The organism is Desulfosceptrum tomskiensis, from assembly GCF_049818055.1.
Classification (GTDB): Bacteria; Bacillota; Desulfotomaculia; order Desulfotomaculales; family JASEER01; genus JBFLVT01.
Genome location: NZ_CP187479.1, coordinates 1,620,858 through 1,641,405 on the forward strand (window position 1 = coordinate 1,620,858; position 20,548 = coordinate 1,641,405).

Sequence of the window (20,548 nt, forward strand, 5' to 3'; positions counted from 1 at the left end):
CTCCCTTGCGGAGCGTTTTCGTTTAACTACAGCTCGAAGGTGACGGCCCGGTTGAAGTAATGGGAGTGGTACTGCCGGTACCACGTGGGAATGGAATCAAAATCAAACTTCATCAGCACGTTGATCCTTGAACCGGGGCTGAGCCGGCCGGTTGCCACGAGAGCTTGCTTCAGCTGCTCGTCCAGGTCGTCCAGGCTTCGGCCGCTGGCCGTAATGGTCCCGTTATTGCTGCTGGCGACCCACTGTTCGCCGTCGTGGATAAGCTTAAGCTCCAAATCGGCCTTCAACGTCAGCCCCCCTAACGTATCTTATCCGCGAACGCCTCGCCGAACGCCTCGCATTCCTTGAGGTTCTCGGGCGCGGGGTCCCATTTCATCTTGAGGGGTTCCGCGATGATTTCGATGCCCGCCTCGGCCAGCCTGTCCTGAATGATTTTCGGGGACTCCCCGCTCCAGCCGTAGGAACCGAAGGCCGCCCCGACCTTACCCTTGAACTTCAAGCCTTTAATCACCTCAAGGATGGCCGCCGTATCGCTCAAGACGCTCCGGTTGATGGTAGAACTGCCGACGATCACGCCCCTGGCCTTGAACACTTCGGTGACAACGTCAGCCTTATCGCTCTTTCCCAGGTTGAAGAGCTTGGCCCCCACTCCCTTGTTCTCCAGCCCCCTGGCGATGGCCAAAGCCATCTTCCTGGTCGCGCCCCACATCGTGTCGTACAGGATCGCCGCCGTACCCTCATGGTAGCCGTCCGCCCACTGCTCGTACTTTTCCACGATCTGCAGCGGATTGTCGCGCCAGATGATGCCGTGACTGGGGGCAATCATATCTATGGGCAGATTCAAACCCTTGATTTCCGCGATTTTCTTCTTGACCAGGTCGCTGTAGGGGGTCAGGATGTTGGCGTAATACTTGACGGCTTCCTGAAACAGCTCGCCTTGGTCGACCTGATCGTTGTACAGGGACGACGATACGTAGTGCTGCCCGAAGGCGTCGTTGGACAAAAGCACATTGGCTCCCGCGACATAAGTGGCCATGGAATCGGGCCAGTGAAGCATGGGCATCTCCACGAAAACAAGCTTGTACTCGCCGAGGTCGACACTATCCCCGGTCTTGACGACGTTGAAGTTCCAGTCCTTGTGAAAGTGCCCCTTGATCATCGCCGCCCCGTTCCGGGTGCAGTAGATCGGCGTATCGGGGATTTTCTCCATTAAGTAGAGGAGGCTGCCGGCGTGGTCCTGCTCGGTGTGGTTGATGACGATGAGGTCTATGTTCTGTAACCCTATTTCCCTGTCCAGTTGCTCCACGAACCCTTCATGAAACGGAGTCCAGACCGTGTCGACCAGGGCTACCTTTTTGTCCTTGATCAGGTAAGAATTGTAGGTCGAACCGCGGTGCGTGGAGAGTTCCTCGCCGTGAAACCGCTTGAGCTCCCAGTCCCTGACCCCCACCCAGTAGATGTTTTTCTTGATCTCCAGCATCAATGCTCACGCTCCCTTCATAGACGATGGAGTGCCGTATCATCACAGATCTTTCCAGCTATTATACCAGCAAAACTGCCCGGGATATACTGCAGAATAATACAGCACGTAGGAAAAGGCCCGCCGGGCCAATACCGGGCGGGCCTTTGGTGTTCCGACAATTATCTGGTTAGCCAAGGATGGCCTTGATGTCCTCGTCGGGAGTGGTGATCATCCGTAGGTTGTAGTTCTCCTGGATGACGGACAGCACGTTCGGCGTCAGGAAGGCCGGGGCCGTGGGGCCGATCCGGATGTTCTTCACGCCCAGGTGCAGCAGGGTCAGCAGAATAGCGACGGCCTTCTGCTCAAACCAGGACAGGACCAGAGAGAGCGGCAGGTCGTTGACGCCGCAGTTGAAGGCCTTGGCCAGGGCCAGGGCGACCTGGATGGCCGAGTAGGCGTTGTTGCACTGGCCCATGTCCAGCAGGCGCGGAATCCCGTCGATGTCGCCGAGGTCAAGGTGGTTGAAGCGGTACTTCCCGCAGCCGAGGGTCAGGACCACGCAGTCCTCGGGCAGCTTCTGCACGAACTCGGTGTAGTAGCTGCGCGCAGCCCTGGAACCCTCGCACCCGCCGACCAGGAAGAAGTGGCGGATCTTGCCCGCCTTGACGGCCTCCACGATCTTGTCGGCGATGGAGAGCACGAAGTTGTGGTGGAATCCGGTCGTCAGAACGCCGCCTTCCTTCTCGGGCAGGGATCCGAGAGCCTTGGCCTTTTCGATGACAGCCTTGAAGTCCCGGTTTTCAATATGCGTTACGCTTGGGAGACGGGCGATCCCGCAGGTGAACATGCGGTCCTTGTAGGACTCCTTCGGGATCAGGACGCAGTTGGTGGTACCCAGGATGGCGCCGGGAAACTCTTCGAACTCCTTCTTCTGGTTCTGCCACGCGCTGCCGTAGTGGCCGGCCAGGTTCGGGAACCTCTTCAGGACGGGGTAGGCATGGGCCGGCAGCATCTCGCCGTGCGTGTAGACGTTGACGCCCTCAAGCTCGGCCTGGCGTAGGAGTTCATACAGATCGAGAAGGTCGTGCCCGGTAATCAGGATCGCGGGGCCCGGCTTGAAGCCCGTCGAAACCTCCACCGGCGTGGGGGAACCGAACCGTTCCACATGGGCCTTATCCAGGAGTTCCATCGCGCGGAGGTTCATCTCGCCGCACTTCAGGACCTTCTGAATGTGGTTCCCAAGATCAAAGTTGACGTTGGTCAGAGTGGTAAACAAAGCGTCGTGCATGAAGGCGTCAATCTCTTCATCGCGCGCCCCCAGTTCCCGGGCGTGATAGGCGTATGCAGCCACACCCTTGAGCCCGATCAGGAGGGTATCCTGCAGGCTGGCAATGTCCTCGTTCTTGCCGCATACCCCGATCTTGGTGCAGCCTGTGCCGCTGGCGGTCTGTTCACACTGGTAGCAGAACATCATGCTGTATACCTCCCGGTGATCTTTTTTCTTTTACCTTATAAGACCGCCGGGAGCGGCACTATGATCTAGATCACACCCCCCACTTGATGTTTATCACACCAGGCGCCAGGCCAATGCCCCTTATACATGTAAAAAGGCCGCCCGCGGGCAGCCTGTTAAAAACACTACCGGTTTCAATGTGTCACCAGGGCGACAATGGTTCCGGCGAAGCCGACAACAATCGCGACCACCGTACCTACAGCCCAGAACCGCAGGTTGTCCAGCTTCTGGTCCAACCGCCGGGTTTCTGCTCTAATCTCCCCAATCTCCCCGCTCAGCTTTTCCTCGACACGATCAACCCTGGCGCCGAGTTTAGATTCTACGGCTTTAATCTCACCGGTCAGTTTTTCATCCAACTGATCAATTCGGGCACTAAGCTTTTCGTCTACCCGGTCAATCCGTTGAAGCAGGAAAAAGAACTCCTGCGAGGCCAACCCACGCGGGGGTTCGCTGGTTGCGGCAACTTCCCGCATGACCTCTTCCGGCACGGCGCTCACCTTCTCTCACCCTTTCACCTGTCCATATTCTACCATAATACCGGTTTTAAAAATAGTAACACAGTGAAAGGACCATATGCTGTCACACAACCTTAGTTTTTCTCGTTCAAGGTTCAAGGTTCAACGTTCAACGTTCGAGGTTCGACGTTTAAGTTCTCAGTCCTAAGTCGTTGTGTCCTACGTCCATTCTGATACCTGACACCTGATCCCCGATACCAGATACCGTCCTAAGTCTTACATCTTAAATCCTACGTCCATTCCGACTACTGACTACCGTCCAGCGGTCCCTGTGCGACAACGTGTTTTACCACCCGGGAAGACAGGACCAGGGAAGTGGTGGTCTGCCCATACGGACTAAAACGTGAAATCAGTGCTTCCAGATGCGGAATCGACGATACCACGACCTTCATGATGAAAGCCTCTCCGCCCGTGACGTGGTGGCATTCAAGGACTTCAGGAAGCTCGCCGGCCAAGGCGATGATACGGGGATACTTCTCAGGGGCCGCGTTGAGACGGATATAGGCCGTGAGCTGCAGCCCCAGCTTTTCCAGGTTTACAGCGGCGTGATACCCGGTGATGATCCCCGCTTCTTCCATCCTGCGCACGCGCTCGGCCACGGCAGGCGGGGATAAGCCGACCATCCTGCCCAGCTCTGCAAAAGAAAGGCGGGCGTTTTCCTGAAGGGCGCGCAGGATCTGCCAACCGGTGTTGTCCAGGGTTTTTTCGATATCTAAAGTCATATGCAATTTCTACCTTACAATAATAGCCTGTTGCCGGTCAATTTTTTTGTTTCGTCATTCAATTAGCGTCATTAACCAAATAACATTAGGATAATGCAGGTCACAGGAGTCGTGAGACGTAAATGGATATTGCTTTCTTTCTGAAAGGACTGATTCTCGGTTTTTCCATCGCGGCGCCGGTTGGCCCCATTGGTCTCCTGTGCATCCAGCGGACACTGGAAGGCGGAAGGCTACTGGGACTGGTAACCGGCCTCGGGGCGGCCACCGCCGACGCCGCGTACAGTTCGGTGGCCGGGTTCAGTTTGACCTTTGTCTCCAGGTTTCTCGTCAACCAGCAGGGATGGCTCGGCCTGGTTGGAGGTCTGTTTCTAATCTACCTGGGGGTCCGGATACTGTTCTCCCGCCCGGCTGAAGAAGCGGCTCCGGCGCAGCACAACGGGCTGGGGAAGGCCTATGCCTCGACCCTCTTCCTGACGTTGACCAACCCCATGACCATCCTCTCGTTCACCGCCGTTTTTGCCGGGTTGGGTATCGGCGCCGTGCGAGGAGATTATTATTCGGCGGCTTTTCTGGTTGCCGGGGTGTTTTGCGGTTCGGCCCTGTGGTGGCTGCTCTTAAGCGGCGGCGTCGGAGCCCTGCGCGAAAAGGTCGACGCCCGTGCCCTCACCTGGGTGAACAGGATCTCGGGCACCATCGTCGGCGGATTCGGGCTGGTGGCCCTCATAACGGCGCTGAGCGCTGTGCATTGAGCACTGAGATTAATAAGGAGGAATCAGAATGATAACATGCTACCTACGGTACGTGATTGACCCGTACAAGGTCGAGGACTTCGAGGCCTATGCCAGAATGTGGATTCCCCTGGTTAACAAGTTCGGGGGAACACACCACGGCTATTTCCTGCCGCACGAGGGGCCCAACAACATCGCGGTGGCCCTCTTCAGTTTTCCCACCCTGGCTGCGTACGAGGAGTACCGCGAACGGATTAAGACCGACCCTGAATGCCAGGCTGCTTTCAACCTGGCGGAACGGACCCGGTGCATCGTAAGCTTCGAAAGAAGCTTTATGCGTCCCATCTTTGAGTAGTGAAGGGGCTACAGAACATACCGGAAGCTAAAACCATGCCGGATCATTCCGCATTTCTCGTAGAAGCGGTGAGCTTCTGTTCTTTCGATGTTTGATGTAAGCGATAACTTGTAGCAGCCAGTTTCCTCTGCAAGCCGCCGGGCGTAATCCAGCATGGCCCTGCCGATACCCTGACCGCGCCGGCAGGAGTGTACGATCAGGTTTTCAAGGATTGCCGCCGGCCGTCCGTTCCGGGTCAGGTTGGGGATGATGTACAGGGTAAATGTGCCCACTACCTGACTGTCACTGCGGGCAACGTAGACCTTGGCGCCGGGGTGCCCGGTAAGCGTGTCGAACGCCTTGCACACGTCATTGTAAGAGGTCGAATCAGCCGGGTGTAACTGCCGCAACAGGTTGAACACGCCCGGGAGATCATCGGGCTGGCAGGGACGAATCTCTATCACAGATACTCTCTCCGTGTTTTATGTTGGTAAGACTGTGGCCGATGGCCTTGTTTAAGGATAGCATGTCCGTGCCCCGCCGGGGCAGGTCGCCGGCGCTCAACCGGCGGCAGCGTTTTGTCTCGTCCGCCCGTTTTCCAGGTGGATGATGACGTCCCCCAGAATCCGCGCGTCCTCATCGTCGTGAGTGACAAGGATGAAAGGAATCCGCCATACCCGCTGCAAATGCTTCAATTCCCGCCGCAGTCTCGCCCGGGTGTCACTGTCGAGCGCGCTCAGAGGCTCATCCAGGAGGAGCAGCTTCGGCTGTGTGGCCAGCGCCCTGACCAGGGCCACCCGCTGCTTTTCCCCGCCAGAAAGCTGCCCGGGATACCTGTGAACCAGGTGTCCGACACCGAAGGCATCCAATAAGTCAACGGGTTTCAGGCGGCCATTCGCAGTCCTGGCCTTTTGACTCTTAAACCCGTACATCACGTTCTGGCCCACCGTCATATGCGGGAAGAGCGCATAGTCCTGAAAAAGATAACCCACGCCCCGCCGGCGGGCCGGAATATTGATCCCCTTCAACGACGAGTACAGGGTTGTTCCATCCAGCTCAATGGAACCGTACGACGGCTGCAGCAGCCCGGCAAGACAGTGCAAAGCGGTGGTCTTCCCCGCTCCTGACGGGCCCTGGAGCACCACAATCTGGCTGTCGACCTTCAGTCTGACTCTGAGGTCGAAGTGCCAGAGTTTTTTGCCGAAACTGGCTTCCAGCATCTCACTCACCGTCCCTGCGGTTGTGCCGTTTCGCCCAGCGGTTCACCCAAAAAACAACCGCGAAGCTGAAAACGGTAATGATGGCAACAAGTCTCCCGGCTGTAACGTTGTCCCCCGACTCAACGGCAAAGTAGATGGCCAGAGGAACAGTCTGTGTCTGCCCGGGAATATTTCCCGCCACCATCAGCGTAGCGCCGAATTCGCCCAAAGCACGGGCGAAAGAGAGAACGAGCCCGGCAAGAATCCCGGGCCAGGCCAGGGGCAGCGTAACCGTAAGAAAGACTCGCGTTTCGCCCGCTCCCAGGGTCCTCGCCGCCTTCTCGTAGTTGACGTCAACGCTCTTGAAGGCCGCCGTGGCGCTCTGATACATCAGGGGAAAGGCGACCACGGTAGAGGCCAGCACGGCCGCCCACCAGGTGAAGACCAGCGTGATCCCCAGGCTGTCCAGGAACTGGCCGATCACGCCGTTTTTGCCGACCAGCATCAGCAGGCCGTAGCCGATCACCGAAGGCGGGAGCACCAGCGGCAGGGTTATCGCCGCTTCAAGCATGTCCTTGCCGAAGAATTCCCGCCGGGCGAGCAGGCGAGCCAGGGGCAACGCCAGGCCGACGACAACGATGACGGCAATCAGGGCCACCCGGAGGGAAAGCAGCACCGGATGCCAGTCAACCGCATGTTCCAACATCGCTGCGCCACCTACCGGCCAAGCGGCTTAAAGCCGTGTTCGGCAAAGATCTTGGCGGCTTCATCGCTCGCGAGAAAAGCCGCAAAAGCTTTCGTCTCTTTCCGGTGTTTGGTTGTCTTGATGATGGCCATCGGGTAGACAATAGGCCCGTGGGAGTCTTCCGACGCTACGGCCACGATCTTGATGCCCTGCCCGGCCATGGCGTCGGAGCGGTAGACCAGGCCCGCATCAACATTGCCAGTCTCGACGTAGGTCAGGACCTGGCGGACATCCTTGGCCAGCACGGTTTTTGCCTGGAGCGCGTCCCAGAGCCCAAAGGTGGTCAAGGCTTCCCTGGCATACTTGCCCACCGGCGCCGTTTCCGGGTTGGCCACGCAGACTCTGGCGACACTCTCGTCAGCCAGACCGGGGAACCCGGTAAGTGTGCTTTCCTGCCCGGCGATAAGGACAAGCTCGTTGCCCAGGATGTCCCGGCGTGAGTCCTTGACAATCAACCCTTTTTCGGCCAGGGCGTCCATCTGTTCAGTCCCGGCCGAAATGAACAGATCCACCGGGGCGCCTTCTTCAATTTGCTTCTGCAGGGTTCCGGAGGAGGCAAAGTTGAATGTGATACTCATCGCAGGGTTTTCATCAGCGTAAATGGCTGCAAGTTCTTCAACGGCATCCTTGAGGCTTGTCGCAGCCGAAACGGTTAGACCCACCGCTTCCGCTTCGTTCGCCGGTTCCTTACCCGGACTCCCGCAGCCTACCAGGAGTCCCGCAAGAACAAGAAGCGTAGCCATAAAAGCAACAGCCTTCTTCACAAGCCCCCATCACCTTTCCAAGCACATACAACTAGAGCAAGGCCAACGTAAACATCGACAAGGCTTCCTCGTCCGGGGCCAAAACGTTGGCGAGCGCAACGATAAACGCCCGGAAGTCTGCTACCGCCTTTCGCATTGTCTGTTTCCTCCCGAACAGTTTTAAAGAGTGCCGGTGGCCAACCGATATCTCGTCTGTTCTCCGTTTCGCAAAGCCCGGTTAAAAGCCGCCAGAGTCAACCCGTAGTCCCGGTTGAAGAATGCAGCTCTCTTTCTAACGGAGTTTACCCATTCCTCCAGCATTGCCAGTTCGGTTTCCTCACGGACGACCTCCATCCCGTAGAACTGCCGGAGCCCGCGGGCGACCGCGCTTAGCGAAGCATTTCCGGCCCGCTCTCCAAGACCGTTGACAGTGACATCGAGATAGGTTGCCCCGCCCTTAACAGCCGCCAGGGTGTTGGCCGTGGCCATGCCGAAGTCGTTGTGGGCGTGAAACTCCAGAGGGATGTTGAGCTTGTGCGTCAGATCCGCTATGGCGTCCCGCGACCGGAAGGGGTCAAGCACCCCTACCGTGTCGCAGTACCGGAGGCGGCAGGCGCCGGCTTTCTCCGCTGCCCGCGCAAACTCCCGCAGGAACGCCGGGTCAGCCCGGGACGCATCCTCGGCTCCCACCGCAACCTCTCGTCCCGGGGCGACAGCCAGCGCCATCACTTCCTCCAGCCGCGCCAGTAACCAACTCCTCGTCCGCCCCAGCTTATGCTGCAGGTGAATGTCCGATACGGGGAAAGAGATGTGCAGGCAAGTCGCGCCGCAGGCCAGCGAGGCCTCGATATCAGACGGATGGGCGCGGTTCCAGGCCAGGACCCGGGCACGGAGGCCGGCGCCGAGGACCGCACGGACGGCCTTCTGTTCGTCAACCCCCATGGCCGGAATGCCGGCCTCAATCAACTCCACCCCCAACCGATCCAGGGCACAAGCAATAGCCGCCTTTTCCTCGGTGGAGAACACCAGGCCGGGGGTCTGTTCTCCGTCCCTTAACGTGGTATCGACAAGAAAGACTTGCGGCATAAAGCACCATCCCCTTTTACCAAATACCCAACACCCAACACCCAGAACCGGCGCTTGCGTTTAGTTACAGGCAGTCTTGAAACGGCGCCTACAAATGTGCAGAAGATGACAGTAAGCCATAAGCGTCCGCCCGGCACTGGCGGCACCAGCCCATCTGCTGTAAAACGCGGCCGGCGTGCTGCCGCACGGCACGCAGTTGCTCTTGTGTCGGACGGGACAGGTGTTTGAAGGAGCCGGCAGGATACAGCGGCATGATGTTCATGAGGCGCACCCCCAGCTGCTTGACGGTGAGGGCGATCCTCCTTGCATGCGCCTCGTTGATGCCCGGGATGAGCACCGTGTTTACCTTCACCGCAATGCCTCGGGCAACCACCTTTTTGATACCACCCAGCTGGTTGCTGATCAACCGCTCGGCAGCTTCTTCCCCGTAAAGGCGCCGGCCGCCGTACTCCACCCACTCGTAAACCCGTGCCCCGATCTCAGGATCAACAGCATTGACCGTTACCGTAAGCGCTTGAACCCGTAGCGCATGCAGTCGCTCGGCGTTTTCGGGAAGAAACAGGCCATTGGTGCTCAGGCACTTGATGACCCCCGGAAACTCGGCACCGACCAGTTCAAAGGTGCGGAAAGTCTCCTCGTTGGCCAAGGGGTCGCCTGGTCCGGCGACGGCCGCCACTCTGATCCGGGGTTCCTCGGCCAGCGCGCGGCGAAAGGCCGCGAGCGCATCCTCGGGGCTGATCACTTTGCTTGATGCTCCCGGCCGGCTCTCGTTCGCGCAGTCAAGCTTGCGGTCGCAGTAACCGCACTTGATGTTGCACCGGGGAGCAACCGGCAGGTGCATCCGCCCAAAGCGGTGGTGAGCGCTGGGATGAAAACATGGATGACCTTTCAAGCCGGCATCGGGCAGTACGTTCAGCATCACCGGGCACCTCCCTAAATCATCTGCCAAACCGGCGCCTTAAGGGCGGCCAGTATGTCGCGGGCGAAATTCAGGAAGCCGCTGTAACCGGCATAAGGACCGCTTTCCTGCGGGAAGACGGTGAAAGGTACGCCCAGTTTGTGCGCCGTCCACTTCTCCCGCGTCCCGCCGGCAATAACATCGGGGCGATACTGCCGGATAAAGCGGATCAGTTCTTCCTCGTTGACGTCGTCGACCAGTGCCGTTCCCGGCTTAACGTCCTGCCACGCAGCCTGGTAATCCTCCTGGCCGCCGAACTGGCTGCCGGCGACCAACACCTCCAACCCTAGCTCGCGGTAACCCTTGAGCATCGAACCGATCCGGGAACCGCCGAAGAACAGGCCCACTCTTTTTCCCGCCAACTCCCGGCGGAAACGTTCAATCTCTCGGGATACCGACGCCTCGCCCGCGGCGATCACTGCTTCGGCAGCCTCGCGCAGGTTGAACCATTCTCCCAAACGGCGCAGTGCATTGTTCGTTTCAGTGATCCCGAAGAAGGAGCCCTTAATGAAAGGCACGCCGTATTTGCGCTTCATTTCCTCGGCAATCAGGCCGCCAGTGCGCCGGCAGTGAACGACATTCAATTGAACACGGTGCGCCCGGGCCAAGCTGTCCACCGAAACGTCTCCCGTAACAGCCGAGACCACGTTTATCCCGACGCGCGCCAGGAGGCTTCTGATCACCTTTAAGTCCCCCATCACGTCGTACTCCCCGAGGATGTTGACGTCATAGGGCCCGGGGACGACGTCGTCATTGCGTCCGATAAAATGATCAAGCAAGACCCGCGCTCCGATTTCGTGACCCGCTGCCTGGCTGGGGCCCACAAATCCGGGGCAGTTCACAGGCACGCAGCGCATCCCTGTAGCCTGCTCGGCCTGCCGGCAGGCGCGTTGCACATCGTCGCCGATAATCCCCGGAGCGCAGGTAACGTAGACCAGAACCGCTCTGTACCCGGGAAAGCGGTGCGCCAGTTCGATAAGTGTTCCAAGCAGTTTCCCTTCCCCGCCGAAGATGACCTCGTGCTCGGTCATATCCGTTGAAAACACGGTGTACTTCTTCTTGCGCACCGTTTCGCCGTAGTAAGCACAGGATATGGGGCCGTGCACAAGGTGGACGACGTCCTTCAGCGGCGCCAGAAACCACCGCGCCCCGTAGTAAGCGCAAGCCCTCTGCGACAGGACGCCGGGAACGGTGCGCCTGTCGCAGGCCGGCAGCACGGGCACGGCAATGTTCTTCAATGTGCCGTGCTCCGCCCGCGCCGCATCGAGAAAGGGAACACGCAGGGGCATAACACATCCGGGAGTCTCTTTAAGCATACTCATTACAACTGCTCCGTCCGGGCCCCGGGATAGCCGTAATCCAGAATGGCGTTTACCAGGTCGGCCAGGAAGCGTTCCCCTCCCCGGTAACCGATTATTGGACGCTTGTAATAACCGACGCGGTCGTAAACGAACAAACCGGCCCTGACAAGCGGTACGCCCAATTCTTTGGAGATGTCGACACCCTTGGAGTTCCCGATAATGACCTCTACGGGCATCTCCTTCAGCGCTTCCTCAAACTCGAACAGGTCACTGCCGTTTAGAATCAGCGGTTTGGCCCCGAACTCGCTGACGATCTCTTCGATGTCTTCGGTAAACGTCTTGGTTGCCGTTCCGCTCATTACGGCTACCGGCTCCATACCCAGCTCGCATACAAAGCGGGTAATGCCGGTGACGATGTCCGGGTCGCCGAAGACGGCCGCCTTCTTCATCATTGTGTGGTGCAGGGTATCGGCCATGAAATCGAGCAGCCGGCCCCGCTCCTTTTTCAGGGAGGGCGGGACCTCCCTGCCGGTGACCTGGGAAAGACGCTGGAGGAACAGGTCGGTGTACTTGACACCTATCGGCAACGGCCCGACAAAGGCCGGGATTTCGAACTTCTGTTCCAGGTAACGGGCCCCCAGCCCGCCTTCGTTTCGGCAGAGCGCAAAAGTGGCCAGAGAGTTTCCCATGTCTTCAACATCTGCCACCCGGGTGCCACCCTCAGGATAATAGGGCATGATCTGCGGCGGCATCAAAGGCGTGTCGAAGACGTCGCTGATGTCGAACAGGATATACGCCTCGATGCCCATTTCGGCAAGCATATGTTTGATTTCCCGGATGTCTCCCGGCATCAGCATGCCGGGGATAATGTTCACCTTGTTGTTCGTTGTCGAGCGGTCCTTAGCCAGCGTCTCCAAAAAGGCCTTCGCGGCGCGGTCGTAGCCGGCGACGTGGGAACCGGCGAAACTTGGGGTGTTGACGAGGACGAGTTTAACCCGGTTCCCTTCCTCCTCTCCCAGTTCCTTAACGAGAAGCTTGCGGGCCTCCTTAATAAAACTGACCATGTCGTCGCCGATGATCTCGGATGAACAGGTCGTCACCACCGTGATTACGTCAGGCTTGTAGCGTACGACCAGGTTGCGGAGACCGTGCTTGAAGTTCTTGCGCCCCCCGAAAACGGCCGCGTCCTCGTGGAAAGAGGCGTTGGCGATTGACGCCGGCTCCTGGAAGATGCGGCAGAAGGTGTAACGTACGTACGTGGTGCAGCCCTGAGCGCCCTGGACGAAAGGTATGCCGCGGTGCATCCCCAGTCCGGCGAACATGGCTCCGAACGGCATGCAGGTCCGACAGGGGTTCATCACCACGGTACGATTACCGGAAGGGATGAGCGTCTCATCCCGGGGAACGTAGCTTTCACTGAGGGGCATCTTTTTGATAGCCAGCTGCTGGTAGGTGATGCCCTCGATCGGAATGTCTTTGGCCATAACTCCCTCCCCTTTACTAGCTCGTTAGATTTATTTAATGTTCTTTTGCCGGCACGCCTTGCCCCGGCATTACCTAAATGAGTTTCCAGACCGGCGCCGACACCGCTTGATAAATGTCCCGGGCAAAGTTGACGAATCCCGCGAAACCGGCATACGGTCCCTTCTCGTACGAATGCGAGTTCAGGGTGGCATAGCCCATCTTGCGCCCCAGAAACTTTTCCTTGAGCCCGGTCAGGAACAGGTCGGGCTTGCAGGTTTCGAGCATTTCCTCGATTTCAAACTCATTGGGGTTGTCGATGACCAGCACGCCGTTGGGAAGCTTCTCGTTAATTTTCTCATAGTCGTCCTCGTGGGCGAAGGTGCAGGCGCAGGCCACGACCTCCATCCCGAGCTCCTCCAGCACCTTGATCCAGTGCCATACGCGCGGCCCGCCTACATAGATGGCCGCCTTCTTGCCGCGCAGCCGTTCGCGGTAATACTCCAGGGCCGGCCAGACGCGGGCCATTTCCTCGGCAATCACGGCTTCCGCCCGCTCCTCAAGGCCGAACCACTTGGCCGTTTCCCGCAAGGCCTTGGAGGTCTGGTGCAGGCCGAACAAAGAGGCCCTGATATAAGGTACATCGTAGCCCTCCTTGATCAGGTCGGCGATGTAAGTCGCCGAGCGCTGGCAGTGCACGATGTTCAGCTTGGCGTCGGGCAGCTTCACCAGGTCCTCGATCGAGGCGTTGCCGGAAAAGGCGCAAAGGATGCGCACCCCGATGCGTTCAAAGAGCGGCAGGATCACGCGCAGGTCCCAGTCCATGTTGTATTCCCCGATCAGGACGGCATCATAGGGTGTCTTTTCCTCTTCTTTCATGCAGAGTTCGGGCCGCCGCTCCCGAAGCGCCCTTATCTGCGCGTAGAACTGGTGGTTGAAGTCGTGGTGCCCTCGGGATTGGCTTACGCCTGAGCAACCGGGAGACTCGATGGAAAAGATCGGTTTTCCGGTCTCCTTTTCCACCTGTTTGGCTACCGCCCTCACATCGTCACCGATCAGCCCGGTGGTACAGGTGGTAAACAAGATCAGGCCCCGGGCCTCGGGGAACAGTTGGAGTGCCTCAAGACACGCGTTTTTGAGCTTTTTCACCCCGCCGAAGACCACGTCTTTCTCCTGCATGTCGGTAACAAAACAGTAACGGCGGTTAAAAGCGCTATTGGTCAGCTTACCCGGCAAGGCCCAGGTATGCACGTCGGACATGTGCCTCCGGGTTGCCCATGTATAGAAGGCGCAGCCCACCGGTGCGTGCACCATCTGGATGATGTCGTTAATTGGTCCGCCCACGACCCCGCGGGCACCGGCGAACGCTCACCCGCGCTCGGTCATATCCCCGGGAATAGTAGGAGCGTTACACCGGGGGATGACAGGCTCAGCCTTGTCGTGGACGTAGGTGTGCCGGCCCCGTTCGGGAATGGCCGTATCGCATTTCAAGGTGATCAGGGGCACTTTTCTCCCTCCTTGCTCATATAAACGTTACTTGATGGCCGTTGGTCCGGTCTCCCCGGTGCGCATGCGTACCGCTTCCTCAATGGGTAGAACGAAGATACGCCCGTCACCAATCGCGCCTGTACGGTTAGTCGCCATGATTGTCTCAATCACTTCCTGCACCTGGTCATCATCGACGACGATAGTTAACATACGTTTAGGAACATAGGTCATATGCCCGTTTAAATCCACCAGGTTGGGATCGATCCTAAAGGTGAGCTCCTCGGCCACGCCCCGCTGTTTACCGCGTCCCAGTACTTTCTGGGCAGTCAGGGCGGGAAAACCCCTGGCTACAAGGGCCTCCTTGGTGGCATGCATTTTATTGGGCCGGATGATTGCCATAATTTCCTTCAACTTGTACTCCTCCCGGACGACCGCTGAGACGGTCCTCAGTTGTGTGGTTCCCGGCACCCCTACAGTTCCCGGCTGCCCGTCCTGATGGTGTAGGCGTCCTCAACCGGGCTCACGAAGATCTTGCCGTCGCCGAAGTTGCCGGTGTATCCGGCCCTGGCGATGATGCCCATGATCTCCTCGACCTTGCCGTCGTCGGCCACGATCATCAGCATCACCTTGGGAATCTCGTCGTAATGGACGCTGCCAACGCGAATGCCCATTTGCTTGCCGCGGCCGACCACGTCCATGCGGGTCAAGGCCGGGTAACCCGCCTGCTTGAGCTCGTCGACAATTTCATCCACCTTCTCGGGTCGTACGATCGCTCTGATCAGCTTCATCTTTTTTGCCTCCTCTTCTCAATCGAGCAGTCCGTATTTGACGACCAGCGCTTCCATCTCGTCCATCGTCATCGGGTCCGGGATGACGAAATGCCGGTTGTTGATGATCTTCCCGCCGAGTTCCCGGTAGACCATGGCCTGGCCGCTGTCCGGGGCGAACTGGGTGACCGTCTGGCGGTTGAACTCGGCCTTCTGGACAATGTTGTCGCGGGGCACGAACTGGATCATCTGAGTGCCTATCCTGGCACAAAACTCCTCCAGCAGTTCGCGCTCCCCGTCGACGTTGCGGCTGTTGCATATGATGCCGCCCAGGCGCACGCCGCTCTGCTCGGCGTACTTGACCATGCCGCGGCAGATATTGTTCGCGGCATAGAGGGCCATCATCTCACCCGAGGCCACAATGTAAATCTCCTGCGCCTTCCCTTCGCGGACCGGCATCGCGAACCCGCCGCACACGACGTCCCCGAGGACGTCAAAGAAAATGAAGTCGAGGTCCGAGGTGTAGGCTTCGCGCTCCTCCATCAGGTTGATGGCCGTGATTACGCCGCGTCCGGCGCAGCCCACCCCCGGTTCCGGCCCTCCGGACTCGACGCACTTAATGCCGCCGAATCCGGTATGCAGGACCTGGTCAAGGGTCACGGCATCTTCCCCTTCCTCACGCAGGGTGTCCATCACCGTGACCTGCGACTTGCCGCCGAGGATCAGGCGGGTAGAGTCGGCCTTGGGGTCACAGCCGTGAATCATGACCTTTTTCCCCCAGAAATAGCTGAGCGCCGCCGCCGTGTTCTGGGTTGTCGTGGATTTGCCGATACCGCCCTTTCCGTAGATCGCAACCTTTCTTGTCACCGTGAACCCTCCTTTTTGGTATTACGACTTCCTCAACCGTGTTTAGAAAAACAGAAAGCCCCTGGAACGGCCACATGCGTCGCCGGCAGGGGCTTCACTGCCCATCGGACGCTCCGGGAAACAAAAAGCCCCGGGGACTGCGCACGGCAGTCTCGCGGGGCACCGGTGCCCGGGCTTTCTGGCTTCCTTACCGTTTAACGCACCGCCTCGGGCGGCCGCCGGGGGCGATGTCGACGCCCCAAAAACAACAGGCGCCCTTCCAGGGCGCCATCGCTTGCAGACACTTCACTGTATCTACGGGTTAGTTTAAGACGGCCGGCTGCAAAAGTCAACAGCAAAAACGGTCACCGGTCAAAAAGGAAACCCGAACGGCAGCCATCTGACCCCATTCGGCCTTTTGCTATTCCCCGCCGTTTCCCGTCAGTTTCTCTCCGACCCGCAGTCCCGCCCACTGCCCCGCAACCGACAGAACAAGGGCCAGGGCCGAGGCGGCCAGCCAGTGAAGGTTCCACGCTTCCACCGACCAGGCAAAAGCAGGCAGGAGAAAACCGCCCACTGCGGCAAACGCCACGCCCTGGAGAGGCCTGGGAAAAGCCTCCGTAGCGCGCCGCGCGGCGGGCACGGACACGATGAAAAACGAAACCGCCAGAGCCGTAAAGACCGCCGCGCCCCCTTCAGGGATGGATTGCAGCAACGTCCGGGGGCTGATAAGCCCCAAGCTGGCGACAAGGCTGGAGTAGCCGATCAGGAGGACGGCAAAGAGCCGGCCGGCCCACTTCGCCTGTCTACGTTCCATTTGTTCAATACCCCCTCATATTTCTGGACTGCGGTACGGCTTAAGAGTTTTCCGCCCCGCGTCCTTTATCCATAAATCCCAAAAGCACCCGGTAAGGTCCCGGGGTGCCGGGGGGCACAAAGGCTACCCGGTCGCCGGGGGCAAGCGAGCAGTCAACGCGCCGGACCCTGCCGTTCACAAACACGACCTCCACTTTGTCCAGGGGGATGTCCAGTTCCCGCGCCAGGTCTGCGGCCCTGGCTCCGGCAGGCAGGTCGACGAAAAGCGGAAAGGGCCAGCTTCTCTCGTCAAAAAGCCGTTTCAGGTCGCCGAAGACCCTGACCTCAACCTTATCCATAGAATCCCCCTCGCCGTTGTGAAAGTCCTGTCTCGCCCGATACATAAAGCACAGCGCCTTTTTCCCGGCCGATTTTGCTTTTAATTATATGCCAAGAGCACTACGCAGACTATCCTTTCAACTGTTACAATTGTTACAATTTACCTAAGATGCCGCTGAAACACTTCGCCGGCTATTGGGAAGTGTAAGGTGAGAGGTCAGAGGTGACAGGATAAACGTGAACAGCTCAAGACACTAATAAAAAAGTTGGGTTTATGGAAGCAACAGTTTAAGGGATCAAATCGTTTGGCCGGGGGTGGTGCAAAACGTGTGGCACCAGAAGACAGCCCACGAAACGATCGAGGAACTCCAGACTTCCGGGGTGACCGGCTTAACCGCAGATGAGACGGCCCGGCGAAGCCACCGCTACGGGCCTAACGAGATCAAAGAAAAAGCCAAAATCTCTCCGGTCCTGATCCTGATCAACCAGTTTCGCAGCATCATCGTCGTCCTGCTTCTTGCCGCAACAGGCATCTCCCTGGCCCTTGGAGATTTCTTCGAAGCCGCCGCCATCTTTGTCGTAATCATCCTGAACGCCGTCCTCGGGTTTATTATGGAGTTCCGGGCCGAGCAGGCCGTCTCGGCTTTGAAGAAGATCATCACCCCCACGGCCAAGGTCATCCGCGACGGCCATCTGTCCGAAATCCCGGCCCGCGAGCTCGTGCCGGGGGACCTGATCGTTCTGGAAGAAGGCGACCGCGTCCCCGCCGACGCCAGACTGCTCGAGGCGAAGGAGTTAAGCGTTATCGAGGCGGCGCTGACCGGCGAGTCCGAACCGGTGGAGAAGAACACCGAGCCTATTTCGGACCCGAACCCGCCCTTGGGCGACCGCAAGAACACCGTCTTTTTGGGCACCAACGTGGCAAGGGGCAGCGGGCGCGCCGTTGTTACGGCTACCGGCATGGATACCGAATTGGGCCGGATCGCCCACCTCCTGGAAGACACGCCCGACGAGCACAGTCCCCTGGAAAAACGCCTGGAACGCATGGGCCGTTCTTTGGTCGGCATCAGCCTGGGCCTTGCCGCCATCATCGGCATCGCCGGTGTCCTGACAGGCAACCCGATCGGCCAGATGGTGGTCACCGCCATCGCCCTGGCCATCGCCGCCGTCCCGGAGGGCCTTCCCGCCGTCGCCACCATCACCCTGGCCATAGGGATGCAGCGCATGGCCCGGCAGAACGCCATCGTGCGCAGGCTTCCCGCCGTCGAAACGCTGGGTTCGACCACCGTCATCTGTACCGACAAAACCGGGACAATCACTGAAAACCGGATGCGGGTCGAAACGATCTGGCTGCCGGGCCGGGAAATCCAGATCAGCGGAGAAGGGTATGTTCCCACCGGGGGGTTTACAGGCCCGGACGGCCCCATCGACGTTCAAGCGGACCACGACCTTAAACTCTTCCTCCAGGCCGGGGCGCTTTCCAGCAAGGCCGGCATTCAGGAAGACGACAACGGTGAATGGGACGTAATCGGCGACCCGACCGAGGGGGCCCTCGTGGTCGCCGCCGCAAAGGCGGGTTTCCAGCGGGAGCAGGCCGAACGTAGCGGGTATACGTGGCTGGGGGAAGTCCCCTTCTCGTCGGAGACCCGGCGCAGCGCTGCTTTTTACAGGCTGCCGGACGGCACCGGGGCCGTATTCGCCAAAGGCGCTCCGGGGGCGATCCTTGACGTTTGTTCCAGGGTCCGCATCGGCGGGCGGGAGATCGAGCTCAACGAGGAGCTGCGCAAGGAGATCATGAGCCATAACGACGCCCTGGCACGCCGGGGCTTGCGCCTGCTGGCAGTGGCCTACAAGATTTGCGAAGACACCGACAGTCCGTTTGCCGATCTAGTCTTCCTCGGGCTCGCCGGGATTTCCGATCCCCCTCGCCCCGAGGTTGCCGCGGCGGTAGCCGAGGCGCAGCGCGCCGGAATCCGGGTGATGATGATCACAGGGGACCAGCCGGCGACGGCGGCGGCCATCGGGGAACGGATCGGCCTGAAGGGCGAGGTGGTCCACGGCCGGGATCTGGACGGCCTTTCCGCCGGCGAACTGGAGGAAAAGGTCAAGAAGGCCAGCATTTTTGCACGGGTATCGCCCCGCAACAAACTCGACATCGTCAACGTCTTAAAGAACAACCGGGAGATCGTCGCCATGACCGGGGACGGCGTCAACGACGCCCCGGCCCTCAAGAGGGCGGATATCGGGGTGGCCATGGGCCGCGGGGGTACGGCTGTAGCCCGGGAGGCATCCGACATGGTGCTGGCCGACGACAATTTCGCCACCATCATCCGGGCCGTGAAGCAGGGACGGATCATCTTTGACAACGTCCAGAAGTTCATCCAGTACATGTTCTCGTGTAACCTGAGCGAGATCGCCCTGATCTTTGTGGCCATCATCATTGGATTGCCGCTGCCCCTGGTCGTGCTCCAGATCCTGTGGATGAACCTGGTAACCGACGTTTTTCCGGCTCTGGCACTCGGTTGGGAACCGGGGGAAAGAGGGATTATGTGCCGTCCGCCCCGCAACCCCCGCCAGGATATACTTACCGCCAAGTTCAAGCTGACCATCCTGCTGCACGGGTCTGTACTGTCCCTCGGTCCCTTATTCATCTTTATCTACGCCCTAAACAACTTTACGCAGCTGGAGGTCGCCAGGACGCTGGCCTTCGCCACGCTGGCCGTGACCCAGGTGGGATACGCCCTTAACGTACGGCGGCGGAACGGCCTGGGCCTGGACCGGACCCTGCTGGAAAACCCCTATATGATCGGGGCTGTCATCATCACCCTGGGGCTCCAGTTCGCGGCCGTCCACGTGCCGGGGCTGAACGACGCCTTGAGCGCCGTCCCGCTCGGTGCGGGGCAGTGGGCGCTGGTGTTTCTCGGCGCCGTGCTGCCTAACCTGCTGATCTACCTGCTCAACCGCCTCCCCTATTTTCAGGATCAGGCCGGGCAGGCGGCATCAATTCATCCGGAAACGGAACGCCGCCGGAAACCGTGCGAGGACGCGCCGGCCCGGCAGCGCCCGGCGGGCGCGCTCCCTTTTGCCGACTGCAAGCGCCTGCGCTGATTGACATTGAAAGTGGTTTAGTTCTGTGAGGAAGATGATATACTTGTCTTAAGAAGCATACTTCACCAAGTAAGGAAAGGAGTTGCTGACAGGTGAAAGATTGTCCGGTTTGCCACGACCGTTTGAAAGAAGTGCCGCGCCACGGCGTGCTTATCGATGTCTGCCCCCGCTGCCGCGGGGTGTGGCTGGACCGCGGGGAGCTTGAAAAACTGGTTTCCCTGGCGGGAGATTTCGAAGCCGATTACGATGAGGACGCCCACAAGCGCCGCCACGAAGAGGACTACGAGGAGCCCCGCCGCAAATACGAGGACGACCGCTTTGAGGGCCATCGCTACCAGGATAGGGATTATCCGCATAAGCGAGACCACCACAAGAAAAAGAAAAAGTACGGCGTTTTCGATATCTTCGGCGATCTCTTTGATTGAACGTATTGAGTCC

23 protein-coding genes are annotated in these 20,548 nt (G+C 59.2%); 4 read left to right on the forward strand and 19 right to left on the reverse strand.

Annotated features, from left to right (window positions below; all coding sequences use genetic code 11):
• Positions 1-26 precede the first annotated feature (26 nt).
• The 5 genes from ACPV0M_RS08340 to ACPV0M_RS08360 form a co-directional block, all read right to left on the reverse strand.
• A complete protein-coding gene (locus ACPV0M_RS08340) occupies positions 27-287 on the reverse strand; it encodes a DUF5395 family protein (RefSeq protein WP_425620204.1) in 261 nt (86 codons plus the stop codon).
• 11 nt (positions 288-298) lie between these two features.
• On the reverse strand, positions 299-1,480 hold the full coding sequence (locus ACPV0M_RS08345) for an anaerobic nitric oxide reductase flavorubredoxin (RefSeq protein ID WP_425622166.1): 1,182 nt from the start codon (positions 1,478-1,480) through the stop codon (positions 299-301).
• 169 nt (positions 1,481-1,649) lie between these two features.
• Entirely contained in the window at positions 1,650-2,933 is a 1,284-nt protein-coding gene (gene hcp / locus ACPV0M_RS08350; protein WP_425622167.1) for a hydroxylamine reductase, read from the reverse strand.
• A 176-nt stretch (positions 2,934-3,109) separates the two neighbouring features.
• Entirely contained in the window at positions 3,110-3,472 is a 363-nt protein-coding gene (locus ACPV0M_RS08355; RefSeq protein WP_425620205.1) for a hypothetical protein, read from the reverse strand.
• 263 nt (positions 3,473-3,735) lie between these two features.
• Positions 3,736-4,212, reverse strand: a complete 477-nt coding sequence (locus ACPV0M_RS08360; RefSeq protein WP_425620206.1) for an Lrp/AsnC family transcriptional regulator — start codon at positions 4,210-4,212, stop codon at positions 3,736-3,738.
• Positions 4,213-4,334: 122 nt separating this feature from the next.
• On the opposite strand from ACPV0M_RS08360, the gene ACPV0M_RS08365 reads away from it, so the two are divergent.
• On the forward strand, positions 4,335-4,961 hold the full coding sequence (locus tag ACPV0M_RS08365) for a LysE family translocator (RefSeq protein WP_425620207.1): 627 nt from the start codon (positions 4,335-4,337) through the stop codon (positions 4,959-4,961).
• Between the two features lie 28 nt (positions 4,962-4,989).
• Complete coding sequence (locus ACPV0M_RS08370; protein ID WP_425620208.1) at positions 4,990-5,295, forward strand: NIPSNAP family protein; 306 nt, start codon at positions 4,990-4,992, stop codon at positions 5,293-5,295.
• An 8-nt stretch (positions 5,296-5,303) separates the two neighbouring features.
• On the opposite strand, the gene ACPV0M_RS08375 is transcribed toward ACPV0M_RS08370, so the two are convergent.
• The 14 genes from ACPV0M_RS08375 to ACPV0M_RS08440 all read right to left on the reverse strand — a co-directional run bounded on the left by ACPV0M_RS08375 (position 5,304) and on the right by ACPV0M_RS08440 (position 17,022).
• Positions 5,304-5,738 carry a GNAT family N-acetyltransferase gene (locus ACPV0M_RS08375; protein ID WP_425620209.1) on the reverse strand — a complete coding sequence of 145 codons (435 nt, stop codon included), beginning with the start codon at positions 5,736-5,738 and terminating at the stop codon, positions 5,304-5,306.
• A gap of 96 nt (positions 5,739-5,834) precedes the next feature.
• Positions 5,835-6,494, reverse strand: coding sequence for an ATP-binding cassette domain-containing protein (locus ACPV0M_RS08380; protein WP_012301551.1), 660 nt, complete (start codon positions 6,492-6,494; stop codon positions 5,835-5,837).
• Position 6,495: 1 nt separating this feature from the next.
• Positions 6,496-7,179, reverse strand: coding sequence for a molybdate ABC transporter permease subunit (gene modB / locus ACPV0M_RS08385; protein ID WP_425620210.1), 684 nt, complete (start codon positions 7,177-7,179; stop codon positions 6,496-6,498).
• 11 nt (positions 7,180-7,190) lie between these two features.
• A complete protein-coding gene (modA, locus tag ACPV0M_RS08390) occupies positions 7,191-7,961 on the reverse strand; it encodes a molybdate ABC transporter substrate-binding protein (protein ID WP_425620211.1) in 771 nt (256 codons plus the stop codon).
• A gap of 180 nt (positions 7,962-8,141) precedes the next feature.
• Positions 8,142-9,047 (reverse strand): homocitrate synthase, encoded by a 906-nt coding sequence (locus ACPV0M_RS08395; RefSeq protein WP_425620212.1) that lies wholly within the window; start codon positions 9,045-9,047, stop codon positions 8,142-8,144.
• Between the two features lie 88 nt (positions 9,048-9,135).
• Complete coding sequence (locus ACPV0M_RS08400) at positions 9,136-9,966, reverse strand: radical SAM protein (protein ID WP_425620213.1); 831 nt, start codon at positions 9,964-9,966, stop codon at positions 9,136-9,138.
• Positions 9,967-9,980: 14 nt separating this feature from the next.
• A complete protein-coding gene (locus ACPV0M_RS08405) occupies positions 9,981-11,327 on the reverse strand; it encodes a nitrogenase component 1 (RefSeq protein WP_425620214.1) in 1,347 nt (448 codons plus the stop codon).
• Positions 11,327-12,733 carry a nitrogenase component 1 gene (locus ACPV0M_RS08410; protein ID WP_425622168.1) on the reverse strand — a complete coding sequence of 469 codons (1,407 nt, stop codon included), beginning with the start codon at positions 12,731-12,733 and terminating at the stop codon, positions 11,327-11,329. Before ACPV0M_RS08410 ends, ACPV0M_RS08405 begins: the two co-directional genes overlap by 1 nt.
• Before the next feature lie 130 nt (positions 12,734-12,863).
• A complete protein-coding gene (locus tag ACPV0M_RS08415; protein ID WP_425620215.1) occupies positions 12,864-14,273 on the reverse strand; it encodes a nitrogenase component I subunit alpha in 1,410 nt (469 codons plus the stop codon).
• Between the two features lie 27 nt (positions 14,274-14,300).
• Positions 14,301-14,666, reverse strand: a complete 366-nt coding sequence (locus tag ACPV0M_RS08420; protein WP_425620216.1) for a P-II family nitrogen regulator — start codon at positions 14,664-14,666, stop codon at positions 14,301-14,303.
• A 59-nt stretch (positions 14,667-14,725) separates the two neighbouring features.
• The gene (locus tag ACPV0M_RS08425; RefSeq protein ID WP_425620217.1) at positions 14,726-15,043 is read right to left on the reverse strand and encodes a P-II family nitrogen regulator; all 318 of its coding nucleotides are present in this window, start codon (positions 15,041-15,043) and stop codon (positions 14,726-14,728) included.
• Between the two features lie 18 nt (positions 15,044-15,061).
• Positions 15,062-15,889: a nitrogenase iron protein gene (nifH, locus tag ACPV0M_RS08430; RefSeq protein ID WP_425620218.1), complete on the reverse strand. Its 828-nt coding sequence runs from the start codon at positions 15,887-15,889 to the stop codon at positions 15,062-15,064.
• A gap of 400 nt (positions 15,890-16,289) precedes the next feature.
• On the reverse strand, positions 16,290-16,685 hold the full coding sequence (locus ACPV0M_RS08435; RefSeq protein WP_425620219.1) for a hypothetical protein: 396 nt from the start codon (positions 16,683-16,685) through the stop codon (positions 16,290-16,292).
• A 40-nt stretch (positions 16,686-16,725) separates the two neighbouring features.
• Positions 16,726-17,022, reverse strand: a complete 297-nt coding sequence (locus ACPV0M_RS08440; protein WP_425620220.1) for a MoaD/ThiS family protein — start codon at positions 17,020-17,022, stop codon at positions 16,726-16,728.
• 307 nt (positions 17,023-17,329) lie between these two features.
• Here ACPV0M_RS08440 and ACPV0M_RS08445 point away from each other — a divergent pair, with 307 nt between their 5' ends.
• Both ACPV0M_RS08445 and ACPV0M_RS08450 read left to right on the forward strand, forming a co-directional pair.
• Positions 17,330-20,110: a cation-translocating P-type ATPase gene (locus tag ACPV0M_RS08445; protein WP_425620221.1), complete on the forward strand. Its 2,781-nt coding sequence runs from the start codon at positions 17,330-17,332 to the stop codon at positions 20,108-20,110.
• Between the two features lie 92 nt (positions 20,111-20,202).
• Positions 20,203-20,535, forward strand: coding sequence for a zf-TFIIB domain-containing protein (locus tag ACPV0M_RS08450; protein WP_425620222.1), 333 nt, complete (start codon positions 20,203-20,205; stop codon positions 20,533-20,535).
• The last annotated feature ends 13 nt before the right edge of the window (positions 20,536-20,548 follow it).

Coding starts and splice junctions, on each gene's coding strand:
- ACPV0M_RS08405 (WP_425620214.1), bottom strand. CDS start 11,327: ATGAGTATGCTTAAAGAGACTCCCGGATGTGTTATGCCCCTGCGTGTT.
- modB (WP_425620210.1), bottom strand. CDS start 7,179: ATGTTGGAACATGCGGTTGACTGGCATCCGGTGCTGCTTTCCCTCCGG.
- ACPV0M_RS08365 (WP_425620207.1), top strand. CDS start 4,335: ATGGATATTGCTTTCTTTCTGAAAGGACTGATTCTCGGTTTTTCCATC.
- ACPV0M_RS08370 (WP_425620208.1), top strand. CDS start 4,990: ATGATAACATGCTACCTACGGTACGTGATTGACCCGTACAAGGTCGAG.
- ACPV0M_RS08440 (WP_425620220.1), bottom strand. CDS start 17,022: ATGGATAAGGTTGAGGTCAGGGTCTTCGGCGACCTGAAACGGCTTTTT.
- ACPV0M_RS08410 (WP_425622168.1), bottom strand. CDS start 12,733: ATGCCCCTCAGTGAAAGCTACGTTCCCCGGGATGAGACGCTCATCCCT.
- ACPV0M_RS08395 (WP_425620212.1), bottom strand. CDS start 9,047: ATGCCGCAAGTCTTTCTTGTCGATACCACGTTAAGGGACGGAGAACAG.
- ACPV0M_RS08425 (WP_425620217.1), bottom strand. CDS start 15,043: ATGAAGCTGATCAGAGCGATCGTACGACCCGAGAAGGTGGATGAAATT.
- ACPV0M_RS08380 (WP_012301551.1), bottom strand. CDS start 6,494: ATGCTGGAAGCCAGTTTCGGCAAAAAACTCTGGCACTTCGACCTCAGA.
- ACPV0M_RS08435 (WP_425620219.1), bottom strand. CDS start 16,685: ATGGAACGTAGACAGGCGAAGTGGGCCGGCCGGCTCTTTGCCGTCCTC.
- hcp (WP_425622167.1), bottom strand. CDS start 2,933: ATGTTCTGCTACCAGTGTGAACAGACCGCCAGCGGCACAGGCTGCACC.
- modA (WP_425620211.1), bottom strand. CDS start 7,961: ATGGCTACGCTTCTTGTTCTTGCGGGACTCCTGGTAGGCTGCGGGAGT.
- ACPV0M_RS08360 (WP_425620206.1), bottom strand. CDS start 4,212: ATGACTTTAGATATCGAAAAAACCCTGGACAACACCGGTTGGCAGATC.
- ACPV0M_RS08345 (WP_425622166.1), bottom strand. CDS start 1,480: ATGCTGGAGATCAAGAAAAACATCTACTGGGTGGGGGTCAGGGACTGG.
- ACPV0M_RS08400 (WP_425620213.1), bottom strand. CDS start 9,966: ATGCTGAACGTACTGCCCGATGCCGGCTTGAAAGGTCATCCATGTTTT.